Below are 23,691 nucleotides of genomic sequence, written 5' to 3'. Positions count from 1 at the left end.
AACCTCAGGGTTACGGATGAATCAAGTGGAACGCGCGCGCCGGCGGTGGCTGTCGCATGCGGAACCTTGCAATGATGCCCGGCGACAGGGGGATGCGGTGAGGGCCGAGGTCGTCGCTAGTGTCCTTTGTCGGCCGGCAGCAGCGCCGCAAACGCCTTGTCCAGCGCCGCGTCGGCCTTCGCGAGCTTGCTGCGCCGCTCGGCGAGCCAGGCCTTGTCCGCCTCGAGCCGCGCTTGCGCCGTCTTCAGCATGCGCGCGGTCTCTTCGGGCTGCGGTCCGCCGGTACCCCTCGTGTGCGTCACGATCCATTCCGGCGACATCGCCTGCCTGAACTCGCTCTCGCTCATCGGGAAGGGTTTTGCCGGCTGCTCGTATTTCGCGAGCGTCTTTGCGAACAGGTCGGTGACGACGTCGAAGGGAATGGTCTTTGGCGTGAGGTCGAGCGGCCTTGCGTAACTGACCATCTGCGAGGCGAACCCATGCCCGACCCGGAACGGAATCTGATGCGCCTGCAGCAGCCATTCGGCGAGGTTCATGGTGGCGGTCCAGTCGCTTTCCAGTTCCTCCCTGGCGCGCGGCTTATTGACGACGAGCGCATCGAACACCCGGTCGGTGGCCTCGATCATGCCGACGCCGCGCGCGAACAGGCCGAGATCCTCGGTCTCGGACTTGTAGTCGACCATGCCCGAGGTGACGTTGTGGGCGCGCAAGACCACGGCCTCCGAGAGGCCGACGACGTCGGAGGCCGCCATGCGCGCCTGCATGATCAGCCCCGGATTGCGCTTCTGCGGCATCGAGCTCGACGTGTAGGTCGAGCTCTCCTGCAGCAGGAGCCATGGCCGCACCTGGTGATATTGCGTATGCAGGTCCTGCATCATCGCGCCGATGCGGATGGCGCTGGAACTCGCGATCGCGGTCGCCTCGAGCTGATTGTCGAAGGGGATCACCTGGCTCGAGTCCATCGAATTCACGACGATGCCATCGAACCCCAGGAGCTCGGCGAGGCGGGCGCGGTTCAGCGGCCAGACCGAATCCGACAGGACGCCGGTGCCCATCGGGCTGAGATTGAGGCGGCGGTAGGCCTCGCCGACGCGCTGCTGGTCGCGCGCGAAGGAATCTTCATAGGCGAGCAGATAGTGGCCGTAGGTGATCGGCACCGCCTGCACGCCATTGGTGTAGGCCGGGATCAGCGTGTCGAGATTGTCGGCGGCTTTCGCCAGCAGCTTGGTGCGCAGTCCGAGCAGTGCGCCGGCGAAATCCAGCGTCTGGTTGCGCAGCTTGGCGGCGCGGAAGGTCGCATAGATGTCCTGGCGGCTGCGGCCGGCATGGATCACGGAAGCCTCCTGGCCGACCTCGTCGGTCATGATCTTCTCGATCTGCAGCACGTCGCCGGGACGCTTTCCCCCCGGCTCCTTCGCCTGCCGGATCGCGTGCTCGACGCCGCGGGCGATCAGCTGGCCGATCTCCCTGCCGAAGATGCCTTCCTCCACCAGCATGACGGTCGAGGCCTTGTTGATCTTGTTCACCCAGTAGAACTGGTCCTCGGCGGCATCGGCCGCGCTGGTCGAGAGCTGTGCGCCGGCCGCGGCCTTCGCGCCGATCCTGGCGGCGCTCTCGTTGCACTCCTGCGTGCTCTTGCAGGGCAGCTGCCCGGTGTCGGCGGCAAGCGCGCCTTGCGCCATCAACAGAGCGAGCGTCGTCGCGACGCCAACCATGGACCTCATGCCGTTCTCCCTTCGCTGCCGCTTGTCGCCGCGGCGTCTTTTCGAATGCGTATGGCTTAGCATCGCGGCGCGGAGTTTCGCCAGTACGGCGGCGCTAGCTGATCCCCGGCGGGCAGCGCCGCCAGTCGCGCACCGCGGGATCGCCGCCCTGGCGCTCGCGCGCAAGCTCCTCGCCGAGCAGTTGGATCTCGACGGTCGCGCCGGCGCCGGCCTCGCCGGCCGGCACGACATAGGAGAAGAAGTGCCTGTTGTAGTTGCCGCTGGTCTGCTGGCCGCCGGGCGTGACGATGGCGGGTCCGCGGATCGACATGCGCCTGCCATTCGCCTGACACCAGTCGCCGTCGATCGCGTCGGCGCGCGCGGTATCCGCAAGGCCCGTCAGGGCGCCAAGTGCTCCTGAAAGTGCTCCTGCGAGCGCCAGCAGCTGTTTGCGCATGACGCATTCCTCCGGGTTGCGAGATCGGCCGGAAGCTCGCAGTGAGTGCGCGGTCTCCGGGCCGGGCATCCTAACGCGTGCCGGCGTCCGGGTCTGCAGCCAACCGAGATTCTCCTAGCCCTGCACTATAGCTCCATGCTTTGATGCCGCGTCTGACCCGACCGATCAGGGGCATCCCGTGAGTGGCGAGCGTCTCGAACGGCGACTGGCGGCGGTCCTGGCGGCTGACGTCGCCGGTTACGGCGCTCTGATGGGCGCCGACGAGGAGGGCACGCTCGCCCGGCTGAAGGCGCTGCGCAAGACCCTGGTCGACCCCGCCATCGCCTCTCATCACGGCTACCTGGTCAAGACCACGGGCGACGCCATGCTGGTGCAGTTTGCCAGCACCGTCGACGCGGCGCGCTGTGCGGTCGAGGTGCAGCAGGGGATGAAGACGCAGTACGGCGATGTGCCCGAAGAGCGGCGGATACAGCTCCGCATCGGCATCGACGCCGGCGAGATCATCTTCGATGAAAACGATATCTTCGGCGAACACGTCAACATCGCGGTGCGGCTGAGAAGTCTCGCGGAAGGCGGCGACGTCCTGATCTCGGACGTCGCCCACGGCCAGATCCGCGACAAGCTCGACGTCGGCTGCGACGATCTCGGGCCGCAGGCGCTGAAGAACATCAGTCCACTTCTGCGCGCCTGGCGGCTCAGGCTCGGCCACCGAAATCCCGCTCCGGCCGCGGAGCCGGCCGTGGAGGTCGACCACGCCCCCGCGTTGCCCGACAAACCGTCGATCGCGGTCTTGCCGTTCGAGAATCTCAGCAACGATCCCGAGCAGGACTATTTCGCCGACGGCCTCGTGGAGGACATCATTACGGCGTTATCGCACTTCAAGCGGCTGTTCGTGATCGCGCGGAACTCGTCCTTCACCTACAAGGGCAAGACGATCGACATCAAGCAGGTGGGCCGCGAGCTCGGCGTGCGCTACGTGCTGGAGGGCAGCGTGCGCAAGGTCGGATCGAAGCTGCGCATCGCGGGTCAGCTGATCGAGACCGCGACCGGCACGCATCTGTGGGCCGGCAAGTTCGACGGCGAGCTGCAGGACGTGTTCGAGCTGCAGGACCAGTTCGCCAACAGCGTCGCGGGCGCCATCGACCCGGTGATGCTCGACGCCGAGATCCGCCGCGTGGCGGATCGGCCGACCGACGACATGCCCGCCTACGATCTCTATCTGCGCGCGCTGCCGCATTCCCGCGCCTGGTCGCTCGAGTCGGCCAACACGGGCATCGCACTGCTCGAGCAGGCGATCGCGCGCGATCCGCGCTACGGGCCGGCGCTCGCGGCGCTGGCGCTCGGCCATGCCCAGAAATTCATGAGCGGCTGGAGCGAGGATCCAGCATCCGACATCGCGCGCGGCAAGGCCTACGCCTACCGGGCGGTGGAGGTCGCCCCCGACGATTCCGCTTCGCTCGGCATGGCGGCGGGCGCGCTGACCAATCTCGGCGAGGACGTCGAGGTCGTGATCGGTCTCGTCGACAACGCGCTGAAGCGCAATCCGAGCTCGACCTTCGCCTGGCTGTGGAGCGGCTGGGCGCGAACCATCTGCGGGCAATCAGATCTCGCGATCGAGCATTTCGAGACCTCGCTGCGGCTCGACCCGCGCACCGCGCGCAAGGCCTTTCACTGGACCGGCATGGGGCTGTGTCATTTCTTCCAGAGGCGGCTGGACAAGGCGTGTGCGCTGCTGGAGGCCTCGTTCCGCGAGTTGCCGAGCTATCCGCTGACCATCTGGTTCCTGGCGGCGTGCTACGCGCATATGGGCCGGCTCGCGGAGGCTCACGGGTTCGCCGAGCGCCACGGCATTCGTCCAGGCGGTGCCTGGCTCAAGGTCGGCGCGCTCTATCGCAACCCGGAGGGCTGCGAATACTTCTTCTCCGGCCTCAAACGCGCGACGGGCGAGCAGGCGTAGCGCAGAACCGCCGTGGCAAGATACCGCCGGACTGCCGGCATCCGGCAATGGACGCCGGCAAGATCATCGCGCATTGTGTCCGCGCTCGATCCGGCGAGCCGGATTGGCCCCCCGAGCAGGCAGACGGCGGGCAATGGCATCGAGGGAGGACGGACTGAAATGGCGGGCATTCATGCGCTCGATCGGCTTATCGGCGACGACTATCCGGATCTGCTCACCGACGCGGACGTTCGCGCCATCGAGAACACCCCCTATGCGGAGCGCATCGCGGCGGCCAGCACCTATGAGGCGATCCGGCTCGGGGCTGCCAGGAATCCCGAGGCGCCGGCGATCCAGTTCTTGCCGAATGCCGATCCGGCCGATACCCCGCTGACGATCTCGCATCGCGACTTCTTCGCGCGCGTCACGCAGGCCGCCAACATGTTCGGCGCGCTCGGCGCGGGCAAGGACGACGTCATTTCCTTCATGCTGCCGCTGTTGCCGGACGCCTTCGTGACGCTGTTCGGCGCGGAAGCCGCCGGCATCGCCAATCCGGTCAACCCGCTCTTGGAGCCGCACCAGATCGCCGAAATCCTCGAGGCCGCGAAGACCACGATCCTGGTAGCGCTCGGCCCGATGCCGGGCACCGACATCTGGCAGAAGGTCGAACAGATCCGCCCGCAGTTGAAGCACCTCAAGGCGATCGTGCAGGTCGGCGGCGGCGGCGATCCGGCCAGGGGCACTTACGCCTTCAACGACCTCATCAGGCAGCAGCCCGCGGACCGGCTGGTCAGCGGCCGCACGATTTCAGGCAGCGACATCGCCGCCTATTTCCACACCGGCGGCACCACCGGCACGCCAAAGCTCGTGCGCCACACCCATGCCAACCAGGTCTACCAGGCCTGGGCGCTCAACCTGCTGCTGAAGGCGAAGCCCGGCGGCAATCTGCTGTTCGGCATGCCGCTGTTCCATGTCGGGGGATCGCTGACGCAGGCGCTGGCGACGCTGTCGGCGGGTGGGTGTCTCGTGGTGCTGTCGCCGTCCGGCTGGCGCAATCCGAATGCGGTGAAGAACATCTGGTCTCTGATCGAGCGCTTCAAGGCGGAGGCGCTGTCGAGCGTGCCGACCGTGCTCGCCGCGACACTGGCGATCCCGACGGGGAGTGCCGACATCTCCAGCCTGAAATACGCCGCCGGCGGCGGCTCGGCGATTCCGGTCGCGGTCGGCTCGGCGATCGAGGCGAAGTTCAAGCTGCCGGTGGTCGAGGTCTACGGCATGACCGAGACCTCGAGCGTGCACACCATGGCCTATCCGGACCGGCCGATCCGTCTCGGCTCGGTCGGCCTGCCGCTGCCCTACGCGCGCGTGCGCATCGTCAAGCTCGATGCCGACGGCCGCCTGCTCGGCGACTGCGCGGTCGACGAGATCGGCGTCGTCATCATGGCGGGCCCCGGCGTGTTCGACGGCTATCTCAACGACGCCCACAACAAGGGTGCTTTCGTCGACGAGATCTGGGTCAACTCCGGCGATCTCGGCCGGCTGGATGCCGACGGCTATCTCTGGATCACCGGCCGCGCCAAGGACCTCGTGATCCGCGGCGGCCACAACATCGATCCCGCGCCGATCGAGGAGATCATGTTCCAGCATCCGGCCGTCGGCTTTGCCGCCGTGGTCGGCCAGCCCGACGCCTATGCCGGCGAACTGCCGGTCGGCTATGTCCAGCTCAAGCCGGGCGCGAGCGTTCAGCCGGGGGAGCTGGAGGCCTGGGTGCGCGAGCGCACCCCCGAGCGCGCCGCGGCGCCGGTGCAGGTGATCCCGATCGACCCGATGCCGGTCACCGGCGTCGGCAAGGTGTTCAAGCCGCGGCTGCGCTGGGACGCCGCCCAGCGCGTCTTCACCGCCGTGCTCAGTCCGCTCGCCGGCAAGGGCATCGACTGCAAGGTGAAGGTCGGCGCGCACGGCAGCCACGGCTCGATCGCGACTGTGACCGTCACGGGCGTGCCCGCAAACATGCACGATGCCGTCACGGGCGAAGTCGACAAGCTGCTCGGGCCGTTCGTGATGCGGCACGAGGTGGTGTTCGCCTAGGCGAAGGCATCTTCATCCCACGCCGCTGCTGCGAGCCTCAGTAGCAAGGTGGATACGGATAGTAGCCGCACCGCCGATAGCCATAGTAGCGATAGCCACCATAGGCCGCGGCGCCGACGGCTGCACCGTAATAGGCGCGTCGATGCACTCTGCGGTGGACCCCGGCCACGCTCATCGGTGTCAGGGGTCGCCCAACCCTCGCATCGGCACGATCCAGGGATATGGAGGGCAGTTCCGCCGGCGAAAAATGCGGCGACACCGGGGCGGCCGCGAGGAGCGCTGTGGCCAGCATCAGTCCCAGACGCTTGGCGTTTGTTGTCATGTGGTTCTCTCCCTTGCAGGATGAAAATTCCGAGGCAACATGCCGTGCCCTTGCGTCCCTTTGTTGACGGAGATCAATATCGAGCCAGCTCTCTGGCTCAGGAAGAATGGCAGGGATGCTTGCGTGTTGCGGCTGGCGAGCAGGCAAGGGGCGGGATTGAGTTCAATCCAATCCAACCCGCCCCGTGATGCACGCTGATCTGGCGGATCGCGCGTCGCTGATCCGCCCGCCCTGCCGTCTTCGACCTAGCCCGCCGGCATCGTCTTCTCGACCAGGCGCACCCAGTAGGAGGCGCCGTGGCCGAGAATGTTGTCGTTGAAGACGTAGGCCGGGTGGTGGCACTCGTTGCCGTCGCCCATGCCGAGGAAGATGAAGGCGCCGGGGCGCGCTTCCAGCATGAAGGAAAAGTCCTCCGCGCCCATCAGCGGCACCACGCGGTCGATGACGCGGTCGGCGCCGACGATGTCGCGCGCGATCTCCGCGGCGACACCGGCCTCGCGCGCGTGGTTCATCGTCACCGGATACATGCGGGTATAGACCGTCTCGGCCGAGCCGCCATAGGCGCGCGCCACGCTGTCGGCGACCTCGCCGATGCGGCGCTCGACGAGATCGCGCACCTCGGGATCGAGCGTGCGCACCGTGCCGCCGAGCTCGGCGGTCTCGGGGATGATGTTGAAGGCGGTGCCGGCGTGGAACTGGGTGATCGAGATCACCGCCGACTTCAGGGGATCGACGTTGCGCGCAACGATCGACTGCAGCGCGTTGACGATCTGCGAGCCGATCAGCACGCTGTCGACCGCCTTGTGCGGGCCCGCGCCGGCATGCCCGCCCTTGCCGGTGACCGTGATCTTCACATTGTCGGACGAGGCCAGCATCGCTCCAGGCGTGGTGGCGAAATGCCCTTCGGGCAGGCCCGGCATGTTGTGCAGGCCGTAGACCTCCTGGATGCCCCAGCGCGTCATAAGCCCGTCGTCGACCATGGCCTTGCCGCCGCCGCCGCCTTCCTCCGCCGGCTGGAAGATCACGATGGCAGTGCCGTCGAAATTGCGCGTCTCGGCGAGATATTTTGCGGCGCCGAGCAGCATTGCGGTGTGGCCGTCATGGCCGCAGGCGTGCATCTTGCCGGGAACTTTCGACGCATAGGGCACGCCGGAGGTCTCCTCGATCGGCAGCGCATCCATGTCGGCGCGCAGGCCGATGGTCTTGCCCGAACCGGTCTTGCGGCCGCGGATCACGCCGACCACGCCGGTGCGGCCGATGCCGGTGACTACCTCGTCACAGCCGAACTCGCGCAAGCGATCGGCGACGATGCCGGCGGTGCGATGCACCTCGTAGAGCAGCTCGGGATTTTCGTGGAAATCGTGGCGCCAGGCGGCCATTTCATCTGACAGGGCGGCGATGCGGTTGACGATGGGCATGGGAGGTCCGTTTCTTGTGACGAATTCGCGGGGGCGGGTCAGCGTAGCGCAACCCGCCGCATTGTCACGGGAAATGCTGGTCATGCAGATGTGCGCTGCAACGCGTGGGGGACACGAGTGCGGTGTGTGCTCAGCTCTCCCCGAACACGCGCTTGAAGATCGTGTCGACGTGCTTGAGGTGATAGCCGAGGTCGAACTGCTCCTCGAGCTCGGCGTCGCTGAGATATTTCTTCACCTCGGCGTCCTTCTTCAGAAGCTGCAGGAAGTCGCCTTCGCCGCGCCAGACCGGCATGGCGTTGCGCTGCACGAGCCGGTAGGAATCCTCGCGGCTCGCGCCCTTCTGCGTCAGCGCCAGCAGCACGCGCTGCGAATGCACGAGGCCGCCGAGCCGGTCGAGGTTCTTCTGCATGTTGGCGGGATAGACCAGGAGCTTGTCGATCAGGCCGGCGAGCCGCATCAGCGCGAAGTCGAGCGTCACGGTGGCATCCGGGCCCATCATGCGCTCGGCCGAGGAATGCGAGATGTCGCGCTCGTGCCAGAGCACGACGTTCTCCAGCGCCGGCGTCACATAGGCGCGTACCATGCGCGCGAGACCGGAGAGATTCTCCGACAGCACGGGATTGCGCTTGTGCGGCATCGCGGAAGAACCCTTTTGTCCCTCCGAGAAGAACTCCTCCGCTTCCAGCACCTCGGTGCGCTGCAGGTGGCGGATCTCGACCGCAATGCGCTCGACCGACGAGGCGATCACGCCGAGGGTGGCAAAATACATCGCATGGCGATCGCGCGGGATCACCTGCGTCGAGATCGGCTCCGGCGAAAGCCCCATGGCCTTCGCGACATGCGCCTCGACGCGCGGATCGATCTGGGCGAACGTGCCGACCGCGCCGGAGATCGCGCAAGTCGCGACCTCTTTCCGCGCGGCGACCAGGCGCTCGCGGGCGCGCGAGAACTCGGCGTAGGCATAGGCAAGCTTCAGCCCGAAGGTGACGGGCTCGGCATGGATGCCGTGCGAGCGGCCGATGGTCGGCGTCATCTTGTGCTCGAAGGCGCGCTTCTTCAGCGCGGCGAGCACCTTGTCGAGGTCCGCGAGCAGCAGGTCGGCGGCGCGGGTGAGCTGTACGTTGAGGCAGGTGTCGAGGACGTCGGAGGAGGTCATGCCCTGGTGCACGAAGCGCGCCTCGGGCCCGACGATCTCGGCGAGATGGGTCAGGAAGGCGATGACGTCGTGCTTGGTCTCGCGCTCGATCTCGTCGATGCGCTCGACGTTGAAGGTGACGGAGCTAGCCTTCTCCCAGACCGTCCTGGCGGCCTCCTTGGGGATGGTGCCGAGCTCGGCCAGCGCGTCCGCCGCATGCGCCTCGATCTCGAACCAGATCTTGAAGCGTGTCTGCGGCTCCCAGATCGCGGCCATTTCCGGGCGGGTATAGCGGGGGATCATCTCGACACTCCAGGCAGGTGGGCGGGCGCGCGCAAGCTGCGGCTCCAGCCAAATGTTTTTTACGCCGTGACTTACCAGACAGGCCGGGGTGAAACAAATCGGCTGGCTGAAATGAGCGGAGAAGGATTGGCGGTATCCAAATACGTTGACAATCACGGAAGATTGTCTAACAGATATTGAAATCTGTCATCGAGATATGCTATCTGCATCTGCATCTGCAGATGCTGGGAATGGGCGTCCCGCGGCCCGTCCGACGGGGAGCTCGCGATCCGAAACAAAAGGGATCGAGGGCCGTATTCAGGGCAGGCCGTTGCGATTGGAGAGTACGACGATGACGAGCGAGATCGTGAATTTGACGGGACGGATTGGACGCTGGCTCAACTTGCAGGTGGCGCGGCAGATTGCGGCGCAGGCCGCGAAACTGACGCACTGACGGGGTAGGCCGACCGACCGAAACCCATTCAACGGGAACATGGTGCTGGCATGAATGAAGCCGTGGTCTTGACCCCCGAGCGTATTCTGGAGGTCACCGAGGACGTGTTGCGGCGTTATGGTCTTGCCAAGGCCACGGTGGTGGACGTTGCCCGCGCGCTCGATGTCAGCCACGGCAGTGTCTATCGCCATTTTCCGAGCAAGGCGTCGCTGCGCGAGGCGGTGGCCAAGCGCTGGCTCGATCGCTTCGACACGCCGCTGCGCCAGATCGCGGAGGAAACGGGTTCCGCGCCGGACCGTCTTGGCCGCTGGCTGCGCACGCTGTTTGCGGCCAAGCAGGCGCGCCTGTGCGACGATCCCGAGATGTTCCAGACCTATTTGACTCTGGCGCGCGAGGCCTGCGCGGCGGTCAAGTGCCACAAGGACTGCCTGATCGACCAGGTCGCCTGCATCCTGACGGACGGCGTGAAGCAGGGCGTGTTCCACATCGGCGACGCCAAGGCGACCGCGGTGGCGATTTTCGATGCGACCAGCCGCTATCACCACCCGGCGCATGCCGCCGAGTGGAAGGATCCCGAACTGCCCGCGCGCATCGACGCGCTGCTCGCGCTTCTGCTGCGCGGATTGCAGGCGGCGTAACGCTCAGCAGCGGATCACGCTGCGGATCCATTGCATCGACACGATGCGAACCGCAACGCTCACGCGTCCGGCAATTGGCAAGAAACGACGCTGTTGTTACTGTCGCCTGCCCGACGATTGGGGGGATCGCATGCGGTACCTCACTGGGCCCGGCTCGCGGCTTTGATCCATCAGGGTCGCGCAACGCTGCAGGCGGGAGGTGCTCGGCATGAGTTCCACGACCGTTGAACAGGGCGCGTTTGCCGCAGCCGATTCGTCCGAGCGCAGCGCGCTCCTGCTCTGGATGATCTTCACGGGTCTTTCGGTCTTCGCCGCCGTGCTGCTGTGGCGCTACGGGCTGATCCGCCTGATGCTGGTCTCGGACCGCACCTATATCTCCAGCCTGATCGCGGTTCTCTACGTCGTCACGTGCGGCCATTGCTTCGTCCGTACCCGCGCGATCGCCCGGGAGGCCGCGGCGGCCCGGCGCTGCCGCGCGGTGCTGTCGTCGCCGGCCGGCGGCAAGGCGCTGGAGCCGAACGAGACGGTGCTGCCGCGCGGGCTCGTCCGCGACCACATCGACAGCCTGGTGACCAAGGCGGCGGCGCAGGACTATCACCGCGTCGACCAGACGCTGCTGTTGCGGACGCTGGCCGACCGGCTGCGCGGGTCGAACGGGTTCGGCGCCTTCGTGTCCGACACGCTGATGAAGCTCGGCCTGCTCGGCACGATCATCGGCTTCATCATCATGCTGGCGCCGATCGCCGGCCTCGACGCCGCCGACAAGGCCGCCATGAAATCCTCGATGGGTCTGATGAGCGACGGCATGGCTGTCGCCATGTACACGACGCTCGCGGGTCTCGTCGGCTCGATCCTGGTTCGCATCCAGTACTACATGCTCGACGCCGCGACGCAGCGGGTGTTCTCCGATGCCGTCGTGCTGACCGAAACCCATGTGACCCCGGCCCTGGAACGCCGTCATGCTGGATGATTTCGGCCTCTATCCGCGCGAGGAGCCGTTCGATCCCCTGGGTGTCATGCTGTTCAAGGCGCTGCAGGTGATCGCCTTCCTGTTCTTCCTCGCGCTGCTCGCCGTCTCGCCCGACTCCAAGGAGGGCAAGATCGACTCCAAGGCGGAGTTCATCATCACGCTCGACTGGCCCGACAATCACCCCGACGATCTCGACCTGTTCGTTCAGGACCCCGTCGGCAACATCTCGTGGTACCGGCATCGCGAGGCCGGCTTCCTGACGCTCGACCGCGACGATCGTGGCGGCGCCAACGACTTCATCATGGTCAACGGCCGCAAGATCGCTTCGCCCATCCGCGAGGAGATCGTCACGGTGCGCGGTATCCTCGCCGGCGAATACACCGTCAACGTCTCGCACTTCCAGGCGACGACCGGCGAGCCCGTCCCGGCGATCGTGAAGGTGCAGAAGCTCAATCCCATCGCCCAGGTGGTCTTCGACGACAAGGTGACGGTCAACCACACCGGCGACGAGAAGACCGCCGTGCGCTTCCGGCTCGACGCCGAGGGCAGGGTGGTCGACGTGCAGCAGCGGCCGAAATCGCTGCTGGAGACCTTCCGCAACAGGCGCGCCAACGGCGCCGACCTCGATCCCAAGACCGGCGTCAGGATGCTGGGCCGTGAATAGCCTGCAGTCGGTCATCCTCATCCTCTCGGTCGGCTACGCGCTGCTCGGCGCGCTGCTGCTGGTCGTGCTGGTCTATGGACGCCTGCACTGGTCGCTGAAAGCCGCCGCCGTCGTCGTGACCAGCGCCTTCTATGTCGTGAGCTTCGGCGGCATGCGCGGGCTGCTCGGCTGGGCCAGCACGGAGCGGCTCCCCGTCACGTTCAAGCTGTTGAAGTCGCGGATCGTGGAGCCGCATTCGCTGGAGGGCGATCCCGGCTCGATCTATCTGTGGGTCGAGGAGCTCGACGAGGACAACCGGCCGAGCGGCGTGCCGAGAGCCTACCGCGTTCCCTACAGCGATGCGCTGGCCGAGAAGACCCACGCTGCCGAGAACGAGATCGCGGCCGGTCATCCGCAGGGCGGCCGTGCCGCGGATTTCGGCGGCGGCGAAGGCACCATCATCGACGTGGTGCGCGAGTATGTGACGCCGAAGGCCATCCTCGAGACGAGCGGCGGGGATTCCTCGACCGGCGAGTTCAAGGTGCCGTCACCCGGCTCCGAGGGCGTGGTCTTCGCGCCGCTGCCGCCGCCCCGCATGCCGCCCAAGGACGAACAATAAATCCGGTCCTGCGGCGGAATGGCATCCTGGCCATGCGCAACTGGAAAATCGGCTCATGACGGCGCATGCTGGCGTTTGATATCGCTCAAGCCCCCGGTCGCTGCGCTGAATATCCTGACTCTGGAGGAGGCTGCGTGCTGCTTGCTGTGTTCTCGGATATCCATGCCAACCGGCAGGCCTTCGACGCGTGCCTGAAGGCGGCGCGGGCGCGCGGCGCGGAGCGAGTGGTCCTGCTCGGCGATTTCGTCGGCTATGGCGCCGATCCGGAATGGGTGGTCGATACCGCGATGGAGCTGGTCGGGCAGGGCGCGCTGGCGGTGCGCGGCAACCACGACCAGGCGGTCAGCTCGTCGCTCGAGACCATGAATGCCGAGGCCCAGGTCGCCATCGAATGGACCCGCGGACGGCTCGACGCCGCCCAGCGGCGCTTTCTCGCCGAGCTGCCGATGACGGTGGATGAAGGCGAGCGGCTGTTCGTGCATTCGGAAGCCTCGAGCCCGGCACGGTGGACCTATGTCCGCTCGACCACGGACGCCGCCAAGAGCCTGATTGCGACGCCCGCCCACGTCACCTTCTGCGGACACATCCACCGGCCCACGCTCTATTCGATGTCGGTGACGGCGAAGATGACGAGCTTCTCGCCGAAGACCGACATGCCGGTGCAGCTCTTGCGCGGACGGCAATGGCTCGCGGTGCTCGGCTCGGTCGGCCAGCCCCGCGACGGCGATCCCGCGGCGTCCTTCGTGCTGTTCGATACCGAGAGCTGCCAGATCACCTATTGCCGCGTGCCCTACGACATCGATGCGGCCGCGTCCCGTATCCGCGAGAACGGCCTGCCGCATTGGCTGGCCGACCGGCTGGCGCAGGGGCGCTGAGAACGATGCCGAAAACCCTGGTCAAGTCCGGCGCCGAGATCGACGGCTACACGATCGGCGAATGCGTGCATTCCGGCGGCATGGCGACGCTGTGGAGCGTCACCCACCCCGGCATCTCCGTGCCGCTGCTGATGAAGATTCCGCGCGTCTCCGAGGGCGAGGATCCGGCGGCGATCGTGTCCTTCGAGATGGAGATGATGATCCTGCCGCGACTGGCCGGGCCGCACGTGCCGACCTGCTTCGGCACCGGCGATTTCGCCAGGCAGGCCTATGTCGTGATCGAGCGCATTCCCGGTACCACGCTCTACAAGCGGCTGCCCGACCTGCCGCTGCCTTACGACGAGGCGCGGGCGCTCGTCGCCAGGATCGCGGCCGCGCTCGCCGACCTGCACCGGCAGAACGTCATCCATCACGACATCAAGCCGAGCAGCATCATGTTCCGCGAGAGCGGCGAGGCGGTGCTGATCGACTACGGCCTGTCGCACCATACCGATCTGCCGGACCTGCTGCAGGAGGAGTTTCGCCTGCCTTACGGCACCGCGCCCTACATGGCGCCGGAGCGGCTGCTGGGATCGCGCGACGATCCGCGCAGCGATCTGTTTTCGCTCGGCGTGCTGCTCTATTTCTTCACCACCGGCGAACGGCCGTTCGGCGAGGGCGAGACGCTGCGGGCTATGCGGCGCCGGCTGTGGCGCGATCCCTATCCGCCGCGTGCGCTGCGCGCCGACTATCCGCCCTGGCTGCAGGAGGTGGTGCTGCGCTGCCTGGAGATCCAGCCGGTGTGGCGGTATCCGACCGCCTCCCAGCTCGCCTTCGATCTCGTGCACCCCGACCAGGTCAGGCTGACCGCGCGCTCGGAGCGGCTCAAGCGCGATCCGCTCTCCACGGTGTTGCGGCGCCGGTTCAACCGCGACGTGACGCAGCCGCAACGCAAAGCCGACGTCGCGGCGCAAATCGCCTCGAGCCCGATCGTCGCGGTCGCGCTCGACACCGCCGAGGGCGCGCCCGAGCTGAACGAGGCGCTGCGCGTCACCGTTGAACGGATCCTCGCGACCCTGCCCGCGGCACGGCTTGCCTGCGTCAACGTGCTGAAGCTCAGCCGCATCGCCATCGACCGGACGCTGGACGAGCGGGGCTCCAACAAGCATGTCGACCGGCTGGTGGCGCTGCGCCACTGGGCGACGCCGCTCAGGCTCGACGAAAGCAGGCTCTCGGCGCATGTGCTGGAGGCGGTCGACCCCGCCGCGGCGCTGCTGGAGTTCGCCGAGGCCAACTCGGTCGACCACATCATCATCGGCGCGCGGCAAAGCTCGTTCAAGCGCACGCTGCTCGGCAGCGTCTCGGCCAAGGTGGCGGCGGAAGCCTCCTGCACCGTCACCGTGGTGCGGCCGCAGCGGCTGGCGGAGGACTCCGGAGAAGCGTCAGCCAGCGAAGCCGCCGGCTAAGCCGCCGCGCTTGCGGCGGATCGGCAGCCAGAACTGCGGACCGACGTCGCTGGAGTCGGAGCTCACGGCGAAGAACTGGATGATCTCGTGGCACGGCTCGCAGTGGAACAGGTTGCGCGACGCGGCTGCCTTGGACATCTCGGTCAGGCAGTGGGGGCAAAGTGGATTCATCTCGCGTATTCCGGAAAGGGGGATCTCAATGCCGGGGCTGCGGCCGGAACTGGCGCTCCAGTTCCGGAACGTCGGTCCGGGTCTCGTTGACGGGTTTGAGATCGGCGCGCTCGTAGCGGCCGAAGAAGAAGTCGAGGTCCGGATGCGGGCGCCGCGGGATGCGGCATCTGCGCTTCGGCCGACGCTTCACGATCGCAATCTGCATCGGCGTCACGCCACGCCCCGATCGGCCGGGGCGACGCGGGCTGAAATCCCGACCTTTTCCGGCCGGGTACACCTGCTGCAGCGCGGCGCGATCGCCGCATGAACGCCAGGACACAACGCCACGCCACTCGGGACCAGGGTCGTCGTCATGATGCGCTCCCGAAAAACTGGGAGCGCATTTGTGATGTGATTTGCGCGAATCGGGGAAGCCCGGAGGAATACGGATTCGACGAACTATTCTTCGCGGCCCGGCGACGTCCGCGAGAGCCGCAAGGCGGGTGTGCTGCGCTTTCGCGGCTTCAGATCGCCTCGCCGCGCGCGGATGCGGCCGCATTGCGGATCGCGGCGATGCTGGTCTTGTAGGCCTCCTGCGTGCCGCCCTTGAACACGGCGGTGCCGGCCACGAAGGCGTTGGCGCCGGCCGCGGCCAGCGAGCCGGCAACGTCGGGTCCGACGCCGCCGTCGACCTCGATGTCGATCGGGCGGCCCGCGGTCATCGCGCGGATGTCGCGGATCTTGCCGAGCGCGGAGGGAATGAAGGCCTGGCCGCCGAAGCCGGGATTGACCGACATCACCAGCACGAGGTCGACGAGGTCGATGACGTATTCGAGCGCGCTGATCGGCGTGCCCGGGTTGAGCGAGACGCCGGCCTTCTTGCCGAGCGCGCGGATGGCCTGCAGCGAGCGGTGCAGATGCGGCCCCGCCTCGGCGTGCACGGTGATGTGGTCGCAGCCCGCCTTGGCGAAGGCTTCGAGATAGGGGTCGCACGGCGCGATCATCAGATGCGCGTCGAAGACCTTCTTCGTATGCGGCCGCATCGCCTTGATGACGTCGGGCCCATAGGAGATGTTGGGAACGAAATGCCCGTCCATCACGTCGAGATGGATCCAGTCGGCGCCGGCGGCATCGACCGCGCGCACCTCTTCGCCGAGCCTGGAGAAATCGGAGGCCAGGATCGACGGCGCGATCACCAGGGGTCGGGGGGCGAAGGGCTGGGTCATGAGGCTGTTCCCCGCGGACGCTTGAAGGACGGGCCTCGCCTAACATGGGGGATGACCGGGAGCAATGCGCCCAGGACGCGCCTCCCGTGGGTGGAAAAATCTGCCGCTTCGGCACGAATTGCCGGGGCATGCCGGTGCCGCGAGAGGCCGCAAGGGCCGATTTCATTGAGGTTTTTGCGCTGGCACGGTGCTTGCTGGTCTCTTCGTCAGCATTGGCCGCGACCTGCGGCGCTGGTTGGAGTTGTCGACAATGTTGTTCGCCCTCGGTGCCGTGTCCTCCGCGCTCGACGCGCTGCAGTCGCTGACGTCGCAGAAATCCTCGGCCACGCAACAGACCGGCTTCGGCCATGGCACGGCCAACCCGTTCGCCTTCGACAGCGGCAGCAACACGAGCAGCAACTCGACCGACGCGTTGTCCTGGGTCAATTCCGGCAACCGCCCGCAGATCTCGCCGGAGACCATGAGCGCGCTGCTCGCGGCCCAAAGCCAGTCCGCGACGGGATCGACGACATCGACATCGTCCCCGACCAGCCGGCAGGACGCGCTGAAGGACCTGTTCTCGCAGATCGACGCCGACGGCGACGGCAAGATCACCAAGTCGGAATTCGAGAACGCGCTGGGCGCCGGCGGCACCAATCTGGCGCAGGCCGATGACGTTTTCTCCAAGCTTGATGCGAATTCGGACGGCAGCGTCAGCCTCGACGAGATGTCGAAAGCGCTGAAGGGCGCCGGGCACCGTCATCACCACCATGCGGCCGGTGCGAGCGGCGCCGGCGACGGCTCGGATTCCTCGACGCAGGCGAGCGGCGGGTCGACCTCGACTTCGGTCACCAATGCCGACGGCTCGACCACGACCACCGTCAAATATGCCGACGGCTTCAAGGTCTCCATGACGACGCCCGGCGCCTCCAGCGCTTCGAGTTCCGCCAACTCGCCCTACAACTGGTTCGAGCAGATGATGCAGCGCGAGGCGCAGGCGATCTCGACCTCGACCGCATCCTCGGCCGTATCGATGACGGCCTGATCGCGTTTCCGCCTTCCCAGTCGTCATGCCCGCAGAATGCGGGCACCCCCTGTGTCCCGCTTCACTGATCGCCTCCAGGCATTCCTGACGGCAGGACACGGGATCGCCGGACCCAAGGCCCGGCGATGACGGGAGCGGTGGCGGCCCGCGATGCTGACCGTGTTTGGGGAAAGACAATGGAGCGAGGCGCGCCATCCGTCGCCAACGACAATCGCCTTCTTCAGACGGCGTTCTTCCTCTGCGCGATCGGCGCCATCTGCGGCGGCCTGCTCGCGAGTGATCGTCAGGGAGCCTGGCAATGGCTACACTATCTGACGAAGCCGACCGCGACGGCGCTGCTCATCGTCATGGTCCTGCGAAACGCCTCGATGACGACCTACCGGCGGGCGATCGCCGCCGGTCTGGCGTTTGCGCTTGCCGGGGACGTCTTCCTCATGCTCCCGGGTGACCGTTTTCTCTGGGGGCTCGTCTGCTTTCTGCTGACGCATTGCGCCTACATCTATGCGCTGACGCGCGATGCGCGTCCCGGCGAGTGGCCGATCTTTGCCGGTTTTGCCGTCGTTGCACTCTTGATGGTAGCCGGCCTCTGGAATGCAGTGCCCGCCGCCATGAGACTGCCTGTGGCGCTCTACGCTGCGGCTCTCGCCTTCATGGCCGCCCAGGCCGTGTCGCGGGCAAGCCGGATGCCGCGGGGAACGCCGGCCGGAGAAGCGGCGCGCTTGGCAGCCATGGGCGGCGTCTTGTTCCTGATCAGCGATACGATCCTCGCCTATGGACGTTTCCGCTGGACCATTCCGGGCCAATCGCTTTGGGTGCTCGGCTCCTACTATATCGCTCAATGGCTGTTCGCGCGGTCGACTGATGCGACCAGCCGCGCCGAAATAGGCCAGACCTCGTCGAATTCGGAAGATCGCGTCGCCTGATCGCGCATATGAGCCGCGGCTCGATGGCCGCGTGGGCGGATCCGGCCTTTTATTTGAGCATGATCCATTTTGGAAAACCGCTTCACGCTTTTCCGGATCATGCTTCTACCCGAACCGGTCCTTCCACGCCGGCTGCGCATCCGCAAACGGCAGCGCGGTCGCGGTGTAGACGCCGCGGGCGATCGCGCGCGCAACGACATTGGCGGCGACCATGCCGAGCTCGGTCAGGCCGACCAGCGGCTCGACCGGCTTTGCGCAGGTGGCGGCGGCGAACAGCACGTCGCCGTCGAGCGGCGCGTGCACGGGATAGATGGCGCGCGCAACGCCGGTCTGCGCAATCATGGCAAGCCGCTTGGCTTGCGTCTTGGTCAGCGTGGCGTCGGTGACGACGACCGCGAGCGTGGTGTTTTCGCGCGGGCTCGCCGCGGGTCCGCCCTTGATGCGCATCTCGAGCATGCCGGGCGTGAAGGAGGCCGGCAGGCCGCGGCCGCCGAACTCGTCGCCGACCTCGAACGGCGCGGCCCAGAACCACGGACCGTCGCCCACGGTGACGCTGCCGACCGCGTTGACCACGGCGAGCGCTGCGACCGTGACGCCGTCCTGCGTCGTCGCGGACGCCGAGCCGAGCCCGCCCTTGAAGTTCGCAGTCGTGGCGCCAAGGCCCGCGCCGACGCTGCCGAGCGCGAAATCGGAGCCGGCCGCTTCCGCGGCCGCATGGCCGAGATCGCGATAGGGCGAGAAGCGGCCCCAGGCCTTGTCGCCGCCATTGAGCAGATCGAACACGATCGCGCCGGGCACGATCGGGATCACCGCGTCGCGGATTCTCAAGCCGCGGCCACGCTCGGCGAGCCAGGCCTGCACGCCGCCGGCGGTGTCGAGACCGAAGGCCGAGCCACCGGACAGCGCGAGCGCGTCGACACGCTCGACCGTATTGGCGGGATCGAGCAGCGCATCCTCGCGCGTGCCGGGCCCGCCGCCGCGCACGTCGATCGCGGCCACCGCCGGCGCGTCGAACACGATCGCGGTCGCGCCGGAGGCGAGCCTCGCGTCGTCGGCATGTCCGACGCGGACGCCGGCGATATCGGTGAGCAGGTTTTTCACGACGGCGCTCCGGGCGGCTGAAGGCAACTCGGATCAAGCGATATCGCAGCCGCGCCGCGCGCTCAACTGCCAAGCGCGGTGCGGATCATCCGCGCGAGCTCCGATTTGCGGTAGGGCTTTGCGAGCAGCAGCACGCCGGAGTCGAGCCGGCCGTGATGGACGATGGCGTTGTGGGTATAGCCCGAGGTGAACAGCGTCTTCAGTTGCGGGCGGCGGCGGGCCGCCTCGTCGGCGAGCTGGCGGCCGTTCATCTGGCCCGGCATGATCACGTCGGTGAAGAGCAGGTCGATCACGGCATCGCCGTCGATCAGGGCGAGCGCCTCCGCGGCATCGGCCGCCTCCAGCGCGGTATAGCCGAGGCCCCTGATCTGGGTCGCCACATACTGGCGGACCAGCGCGTCGTCCTCGACGATCAGGATCGTCTCATGGCCGCCTTCGACGTGCCCGTTCTGCGCCGCCTCGAAAGCGGTTTCGTCCGTCCCGGTCGAGCGCGGCAGATAGATCTTGACGCTCGTGCCGTGGCCTTCCTCGCTGTAAATCTTGACGTGCCCGCCCGACTGCTTGACGAAGCCGAACACCATGCTCAGCCCGAGCCCGGTGCCCTTGCCGACCTCCTTGGTCGTGAAGAAGGGGTCGAAGACCCGTTCCACGAGATCGGCCGGAATACCGCTGCCGGTGTCGCTGACCGCAATCATCACGTAGTTGCCGGCGGCGACGTCGGCATTCACTGCCGCATAGCCTTCGTCGAGGGAGACGTTGCGAGTCTCCAGCACGAGCTTGCCGCCGTCGGGCATGGCGTCGCGCGCGTTGAGGGCGAGATTGAGGATCGCGGTGGTGAGCTGGCTCGGATCGACCAGCGCCGGCCATGTAGCCTCGGCGAGCTGCATGGTGATGGCGATCTGCTCGCCCAGCGTCGGCTGCAGGAGCTTGGCGGTCTCCAGCGCCAGGGCGTTGACGTCGATCTCGCGCGGCTGCAGCGGCTGCTGGCGCGCGAAAGCGAGCAGGTGCTTGGTCAACTGCGCGCCGCGCTCGGCGGCGTCGTCGATCAGCCTGGTGATGGCGGCGAGCTCGGGACGGTCGGCGACGGCGTCGGACAGGATTCCGATCGTGCCGGTGATGACCGTGAGCACGTTGTTGAAGTCGTGGGCGATGCCGCCGGTCAACTGGCCGATGGCGTCCATCTTCTGGACCTGCCTGATCTGGGCTTCCGCGGCGCGCTTCTCGGTGAGGTCGCGCCCGATGAAGAAATGGCGCCTGACCGGCTCCGACCAGGTGCCCATCCAGTTCAGCGTCACCTCGTGACCGTCGCGGTGGAAGTAGCGCGCCTCGAAGCTGCGCTTGACCTGGCCGCGACGCGCGGCGCGCATTTCCTCGCGCGTGGCCTCGAGATCGTCGGGATGGACGAAATCGACGGCATTGCGTCCGATCATGGCCTCCGGCTCGAAGCCGAGGATGTCGGCCACGCTCGGGCTGACCTGGACGAAATTGCCGTAGCCGTCGGTGACCAGGATCAGATCCTGCGACGCCTCGAAGATGCGCTGGCGCTCCTCGATCGCCTGCTGCGTACGTTTGCGATCGCTGACGTCGCGGACGACCTTGGTGGCGCCGATGATCTCGCCGCCGCCCGATCGCAGCGGTGAGACGCTCAACATCACGGCGAGCTGGCGGCCGTCCCTGTGGCGGCGGACGGTCTCCTGCTGCTCGATGCCGACGCCGTTGCGAATGCGGGCCAGGATATCCTTGACCTCCGCGCGCCGGTCCTCCGGCACGATCAGATCGATGTGCCGTCCGACGGCGTCGGCGGCCGAATAGCCGAACAGGCGCTCGGCGGCGCGGTTCCATGCGGTGATCGTGCCGTCGAGCGACTTGGTGATGACGGCGTCGTTGGACGACTGGACGACGGCGCTGAACAGGCGCTCCCGCTCGCTCCTGATGTCCCGTTCGGCATCGGCGCGCCGCCGCAACACGCCGACCAGACCCGCCATCCGCGCCTGCAGGCGAACGTTCTCGATCAGCAGCACCGCGAGCACGAAGGTCGCGGCACAAAGCCCGTAGATGCGGCCGGCATAGAAACCGAGATCGAAACGGGCGACGTTGACGATCGCCGATAGCGCGATGTCGAACAGCCAGGCGCACATCACGACCATGAGCCAGACGTCGATCAGGCTGTACGGCTTGCGGAACCAGAGCGAAACCAGTGCCGCGAAGCTCAGCGACCACACGAAGGAGACCACCCCGATCATGACCGGCGTGTAGCTGCCCTCGCTCAACAGCACCGGCAGCTGGTCGTGCCCGGCGGTGACGATCCAGGTGAACACGATCGTGCCGGCGGCGACCCCGAGCACGCTGCCCAGGATCGCGTTTCGCGCCAGGCCCCAGATCCTGGGGCCGCCATCGGCCTCCTTCAGCCAGGCATAGGCCAGCACGAACAGCGGAAAGCCGCCGTGCCAGATCATGTACAGCCAGACCGTGGTTTGCGGACCGGCGCCCAGCAGTCCGGCCGGGGCGAAAAGCCCGGGGAAGGTGAGGGCGTGGACCACGGCCGTCGCCGCGCTGAACAGATAGCCGGTCGAAAGCATGATCAGCGCGCGGGTCCGCAGCGCCGCGAATTGCGACAACAGCAGCACTGCGGTGATCGTGTCGCTGACGGCAAGCGCGGATTGATGGCTGGCGACGAAGGCCGGAACCGGAGGCAGTGGAACGCCGGCGAAGGGAACGGCGAGCGCGAACAGGATCGAGGATATGCCGACGACGGCGAGCGCCGCGTTGCGATCACTGCGATCGGGAGGCAAGGTCGAAAGAAAGGCGCTTCTGTCGCTCCCCGCCACCCTCATCCTCTCACCGACCGGCATGCATCGCGCCTCGCTGGTTCCCTCGGAGCGGGCGCCACGCTCCTCCAGACAGCCGTCATGGTGCGTGATCGGAGGATAGGCGTGCGCGACTCAATCAACGGTTATATATTACTAGCGTTTTTGAGAGCGACGAGCCGGACAACGGGTAACATGACCTTTACTGGCCCCGAGAAATAATGGCGGCTTCGCACCCATGGCTTCCCGGCTCGGGAATGCCGTGTATTCGACCGATATCAATTCCAGGACGCCGGGAGTTGTTCCCATGCACCGCATTCTCGTCATCGACGACCAGAAGGACGTCCGTGCGATGATGTCCATCGTGCTCCGGGTCAATCGTTTCGAGGTGGTCGAGGCGGAGAGCGGCGCGGCCGGGTTGAAGGCATTCGGCGAATCCACGTTCGACGCTGCGATCGTGGACATCTTTCTGGCCGATGCCAGCGGCGTCGACGTCATCGCGGCGATCCGCGAGCGCGCGCCCGGGCTCCCGATCGTTGCGGTTTCCGGCATGACCGCGCTCGACTTCATGGAGCAGTCGAGCGAGCTTGGGAACGTGGCGTGCCTGCAAAAGCCGTTCCGTCCCAACGATCTCCTGCAGGCGCTCGAGGCGGCGCAGTCGGCCGGCGAGCCGGCGAGTGGCCGCCCGGCGGCGGCGCTCTGATCCGCACGAAAAAACGCCCCGGCCGAGCCGGGGCGTTCGACGACGAAATCTCTCCGCCGATGGAGATCAGGAGCCCTTGGCACCGATCTCGGTGTAGCCGCCCTTGGCGTCCCACTTGTAGACGACGTAGTCGATCTGCTTGATGTCGCCCTTGGCGTCATACTCGATCGGTCCGATCACGGTGTCCCACTTGCCGGCCTTGATGGTCGCCATGACCTTCTTGGCGTCGGTGGTGCCGGCCTTCTTCGCGGCTTGCGACCAGACCTGGATCGCGGCGTAGGTGTAGAGCGTGTAGCCCTCGGGGTCGATGTTCTTGGCCTTGAAGCGCTCGACGATCGCCTTGGCGGTCGGCTTGTTGCGCGGATCGGGGCCGAAGGTGAACAGCGTGCCTTCGCCGGCCGGGCCGGTGATCGAGGCGTACTCCTTGTCGGCGAGCGCGTCGCCGGCCATCAGCACCGTCTTCAAGCCCTGGTCGCGCATCTGGCGCAGGATCAGTCCCGATTCCTGATGGTAGCCGCCGACGTAGACGAGGTCGATGTTGTCCTTCTTCAGGCGCGAGACGATCGCGTTGAAGTCCTTGTCGCCCTTGTTGTAGGACTCGTACATCTTCTCGGTGATGCCGGCCTTGTTGAGCGCCTTCTTGGTCTCGTCGGCGAGACCTTTGCCGTAGGTGGTCTTGTCGTTGAGGATCGCGATGTTCTTGCCCTTGAAGTTCTTGGCGATGAACTGGGCAGCGATCAGGCCCTGCTGGTCGTCGCGGCCGCAGACGCGC

At 66.8% G+C, this 23,691-nt stretch carries 22 protein-coding genes; 11 read left to right on the top strand and 11 right to left on the bottom strand.

From position 1 onward, the window contains the following. Positions 1–116 precede the first annotated feature (116 nt). Both KGM94_RS06285 and KGM94_RS06280 read right to left on the bottom strand, forming a co-directional pair. Complete coding sequence (locus KGM94_RS06285) at positions 117–1,724, bottom strand: lyase family protein (protein WP_300256029.1); 1,608 nt, start codon at positions 1,722–1,724, stop codon at positions 117–119. A gap of 94 nt (positions 1,725–1,818) precedes the next feature. After that, positions 1,819–2,160, bottom strand: coding sequence for a hypothetical protein (locus tag KGM94_RS06280; RefSeq protein ID WP_300256027.1), 342 nt, complete (start codon positions 2,158–2,160; stop codon positions 1,819–1,821). A 178-nt stretch (positions 2,161–2,338) separates the two neighbouring features. Here KGM94_RS06280 and KGM94_RS06275 point away from each other — a divergent pair, with 178 nt between their 5' ends. Together KGM94_RS06275 and KGM94_RS06270 are read left to right on the top strand one after the other, a co-directional pair. Then, the gene (locus tag KGM94_RS06275) at positions 2,339–4,117 is read left to right on the top strand and encodes an adenylate/guanylate cyclase domain-containing protein (RefSeq protein WP_300256024.1); all 1,779 of its coding nucleotides are present in this window, start codon (positions 2,339–2,341) and stop codon (positions 4,115–4,117) included. A gap of 159 nt (positions 4,118–4,276) precedes the next feature. Further along, positions 4,277–6,184 (top strand): acyl-CoA synthetase, encoded by a 1,908-nt coding sequence (locus KGM94_RS06270; RefSeq protein ID WP_300256022.1) that lies wholly within the window; start codon positions 4,277–4,279, stop codon positions 6,182–6,184. A 37-nt stretch (positions 6,185–6,221) separates the two neighbouring features. On the opposite strand, the gene KGM94_RS06265 is transcribed toward KGM94_RS06270, so the two are convergent. The 3 genes from KGM94_RS06265 to purB all read right to left on the bottom strand — a co-directional run bounded on the left by KGM94_RS06265 (position 6,222) and on the right by purB (position 9,362). After that, positions 6,222–6,506: a hypothetical protein gene (locus tag KGM94_RS06265; protein WP_300256021.1), complete on the bottom strand. Its 285-nt coding sequence runs from the start codon at positions 6,504–6,506 to the stop codon at positions 6,222–6,224. A 245-nt stretch (positions 6,507–6,751) separates the two neighbouring features. After that, the gene (locus KGM94_RS06260) at positions 6,752–7,924 is read right to left on the bottom strand and encodes a M20 aminoacylase family protein (protein WP_300256019.1); all 1,173 of its coding nucleotides are present in this window, start codon (positions 7,922–7,924) and stop codon (positions 6,752–6,754) included. A gap of 130 nt (positions 7,925–8,054) precedes the next feature. Then, the gene (gene purB, locus KGM94_RS06255) at positions 8,055–9,362 is read right to left on the bottom strand and encodes an adenylosuccinate lyase (RefSeq protein WP_300256017.1); all 1,308 of its coding nucleotides are present in this window, start codon (positions 9,360–9,362) and stop codon (positions 8,055–8,057) included. Positions 9,363–9,845: 483 nt separating this feature from the next. On the opposite strand from purB, the gene KGM94_RS06250 reads away from it, so the two are divergent. From KGM94_RS06250 to KGM94_RS06225, 6 genes are all read left to right on the top strand, one after another. After that, on the top strand, positions 9,846–10,433 hold the full coding sequence (locus KGM94_RS06250) for a TetR family transcriptional regulator (protein ID WP_300256015.1): 588 nt from the start codon (positions 9,846–9,848) through the stop codon (positions 10,431–10,433). 208 nt (positions 10,434–10,641) lie between these two features. Then, the gene (locus tag KGM94_RS06245; protein WP_300256014.1) at positions 10,642–11,403 is read left to right on the top strand and encodes a MotA/TolQ/ExbB proton channel family protein; all 762 of its coding nucleotides are present in this window, start codon (positions 10,642–10,644) and stop codon (positions 11,401–11,403) included. Next, positions 11,393–12,067: a hypothetical protein gene (locus KGM94_RS06240; RefSeq protein WP_300256013.1), complete on the top strand. Its 675-nt coding sequence runs from the start codon at positions 11,393–11,395 to the stop codon at positions 12,065–12,067. The genes KGM94_RS06245 and KGM94_RS06240 overlap by 11 nt, the downstream gene beginning before the upstream one ends. After that, a complete protein-coding gene (locus KGM94_RS06235) occupies positions 12,060–12,665 on the top strand; it encodes a hypothetical protein (protein ID WP_300256012.1) in 606 nt (201 codons plus the stop codon). The genes KGM94_RS06240 and KGM94_RS06235 overlap by 8 nt, the downstream gene beginning before the upstream one ends. A gap of 134 nt (positions 12,666–12,799) precedes the next feature. Beyond that, entirely contained in the window at positions 12,800–13,540 is a 741-nt protein-coding gene (locus tag KGM94_RS06230; RefSeq protein WP_300256010.1) for a metallophosphoesterase family protein, read from the top strand. Positions 13,541–13,545: 5 nt separating this feature from the next. Continuing rightward, on the top strand, positions 13,546–14,985 hold the full coding sequence (locus KGM94_RS06225; protein WP_300256009.1) for a bifunctional serine/threonine-protein kinase/universal stress protein: 1,440 nt from the start codon (positions 13,546–13,548) through the stop codon (positions 14,983–14,985). On the opposite strand, the gene KGM94_RS06220 is transcribed toward KGM94_RS06225, so the two are convergent. From KGM94_RS06220 to rpe, 3 genes are all read right to left on the bottom strand, one after another. Next, positions 14,962–15,156, bottom strand: a complete 195-nt coding sequence (locus KGM94_RS06220; RefSeq protein ID WP_300256008.1) for a hypothetical protein — start codon at positions 15,154–15,156, stop codon at positions 14,962–14,964. The two genes, KGM94_RS06225 and KGM94_RS06220, sit on opposite strands and share 24 nt — an antisense overlap. Before the next feature lie 25 nt (positions 15,157–15,181). Next, positions 15,182–15,361, bottom strand: a complete 180-nt coding sequence (locus tag KGM94_RS06215; RefSeq protein WP_300256007.1) for a hypothetical protein — start codon at positions 15,359–15,361, stop codon at positions 15,182–15,184. A gap of 298 nt (positions 15,362–15,659) precedes the next feature. After that, positions 15,660–16,361: a ribulose-phosphate 3-epimerase gene (gene rpe, locus KGM94_RS06210; protein ID WP_300256006.1), complete on the bottom strand. Its 702-nt coding sequence runs from the start codon at positions 16,359–16,361 to the stop codon at positions 15,660–15,662. A 250-nt stretch (positions 16,362–16,611) separates the two neighbouring features. Between rpe and KGM94_RS06205 the strand changes: the two genes are divergently transcribed. Together KGM94_RS06205 and KGM94_RS06200 are read left to right on the top strand one after the other, a co-directional pair. Then, positions 16,612–17,385 carry an EF-hand domain-containing protein gene (locus tag KGM94_RS06205; RefSeq protein ID WP_300256004.1) on the top strand — a complete coding sequence of 258 codons (774 nt, stop codon included), beginning with the start codon at positions 16,612–16,614 and terminating at the stop codon, positions 17,383–17,385. Between the two features lie 176 nt (positions 17,386–17,561). Then, positions 17,562–18,308 (top strand): lysoplasmalogenase, encoded by a 747-nt coding sequence (locus KGM94_RS06200; protein ID WP_300256002.1) that lies wholly within the window; start codon positions 17,562–17,564, stop codon positions 18,306–18,308. A 105-nt stretch (positions 18,309–18,413) separates the two neighbouring features. Here KGM94_RS06200 and KGM94_RS06195 read toward each other — a convergent pair whose 3' ends face one another. Further along, on the bottom strand, positions 18,414–19,409 hold the full coding sequence (locus KGM94_RS06195) for a P1 family peptidase (protein WP_300256000.1): 996 nt from the start codon (positions 19,407–19,409) through the stop codon (positions 18,414–18,416). A 62-nt stretch (positions 19,410–19,471) separates the two neighbouring features. Beyond that, positions 19,472–22,261: a PAS domain S-box protein gene (locus tag KGM94_RS06190; protein WP_300255997.1), complete on the bottom strand. Its 2,790-nt coding sequence runs from the start codon at positions 22,259–22,261 to the stop codon at positions 19,472–19,474. 262 nt (positions 22,262–22,523) lie between these two features. Here KGM94_RS06190 and KGM94_RS06185 point away from each other — a divergent pair, with 262 nt between their 5' ends. Beyond that, the gene (locus tag KGM94_RS06185; protein WP_300255994.1) at positions 22,524–22,919 is read left to right on the top strand and encodes a response regulator; all 396 of its coding nucleotides are present in this window, start codon (positions 22,524–22,526) and stop codon (positions 22,917–22,919) included. 66 nt (positions 22,920–22,985) lie between these two features. Here KGM94_RS06185 and KGM94_RS06180 read toward each other — a convergent pair. After that, positions 22,986–23,691, bottom strand: a 706-nt coding sequence (locus KGM94_RS06180) for a branched-chain amino acid ABC transporter substrate-binding protein (RefSeq protein WP_300255992.1), incomplete at its 5' end; no start/stop codon positions are given.

This window comes from Bradyrhizobium sp. (genome assembly GCF_028868675.1).
Classification (GTDB): domain Bacteria; phylum Pseudomonadota; class Alphaproteobacteria; order Rhizobiales; family Xanthobacteraceae; genus Bradyrhizobium.
Note: the sequence above shows the minus strand (reverse complement) of the source record. Positions and strands in the feature narration are given on the sequence as shown.

Excerpts from the sequence above, each read along its gene's own strand:
- KGM94_RS06285 (WP_300256029.1), bottom strand. The coding sequence starts at position 1,724 with ATGAGGTCCATGGTTGGCGTCGCGACGACGCTCGCTCTGTTGATGGCG.
- KGM94_RS06280 (WP_300256027.1), bottom strand. The coding sequence starts at position 2,160 with ATGCGCAAACAGCTGCTGGCGCTCGCAGGAGCACTTTCAGGAGCACTT.
- KGM94_RS06270 (WP_300256022.1), top strand. The coding sequence starts at position 4,277 with ATGGCGGGCATTCATGCGCTCGATCGGCTTATCGGCGACGACTATCCG.
- KGM94_RS06265 (WP_300256021.1), bottom strand. The coding sequence starts at position 6,506 with ATGACAACAAACGCCAAGCGTCTGGGACTGATGCTGGCCACAGCGCTC.
- KGM94_RS06260 (WP_300256019.1), bottom strand. The coding sequence starts at position 7,924 with ATGCCCATCGTCAACCGCATCGCCGCCCTGTCAGATGAAATGGCCGCC.
- purB (WP_300256017.1), bottom strand. The coding sequence starts at position 9,362 with ATGATCCCCCGCTATACCCGCCCGGAAATGGCCGCGATCTGGGAGCCG.
- KGM94_RS06250 (WP_300256015.1), top strand. The coding sequence starts at position 9,846 with ATGAATGAAGCCGTGGTCTTGACCCCCGAGCGTATTCTGGAGGTCACC.
- KGM94_RS06245 (WP_300256014.1), top strand. The coding sequence starts at position 10,642 with ATGAGTTCCACGACCGTTGAACAGGGCGCGTTTGCCGCAGCCGATTCG.
- KGM94_RS06240 (WP_300256013.1), top strand. The coding sequence starts at position 11,393 with ATGCTGGATGATTTCGGCCTCTATCCGCGCGAGGAGCCGTTCGATCCC.
- KGM94_RS06225 (WP_300256009.1), top strand. The coding sequence starts at position 13,546 with ATGCCGAAAACCCTGGTCAAGTCCGGCGCCGAGATCGACGGCTACACG.
- KGM94_RS06220 (WP_300256008.1), bottom strand. The coding sequence starts at position 15,156 with ATGAATCCACTTTGCCCCCACTGCCTGACCGAGATGTCCAAGGCAGCC.
- KGM94_RS06215 (WP_300256007.1), bottom strand. The coding sequence starts at position 15,361 with ATGCAGATTGCGATCGTGAAGCGTCGGCCGAAGCGCAGATGCCGCATC.
- rpe (WP_300256006.1), bottom strand. The coding sequence starts at position 16,361 with ATGACCCAGCCCTTCGCCCCCCGACCCCTGGTGATCGCGCCGTCGATC.
- KGM94_RS06205 (WP_300256004.1), top strand. The coding sequence starts at position 16,612 with ATGTTGTTCGCCCTCGGTGCCGTGTCCTCCGCGCTCGACGCGCTGCAG.
- KGM94_RS06200 (WP_300256002.1), top strand. The coding sequence starts at position 17,562 with ATGGAGCGAGGCGCGCCATCCGTCGCCAACGACAATCGCCTTCTTCAG.
- KGM94_RS06190 (WP_300255997.1), bottom strand. The coding sequence starts at position 22,261 with ATGCCGGTCGGTGAGAGGATGAGGGTGGCGGGGAGCGACAGAAGCGCC.
- KGM94_RS06185 (WP_300255994.1), top strand. The coding sequence starts at position 22,524 with ATGCACCGCATTCTCGTCATCGACGACCAGAAGGACGTCCGTGCGATG.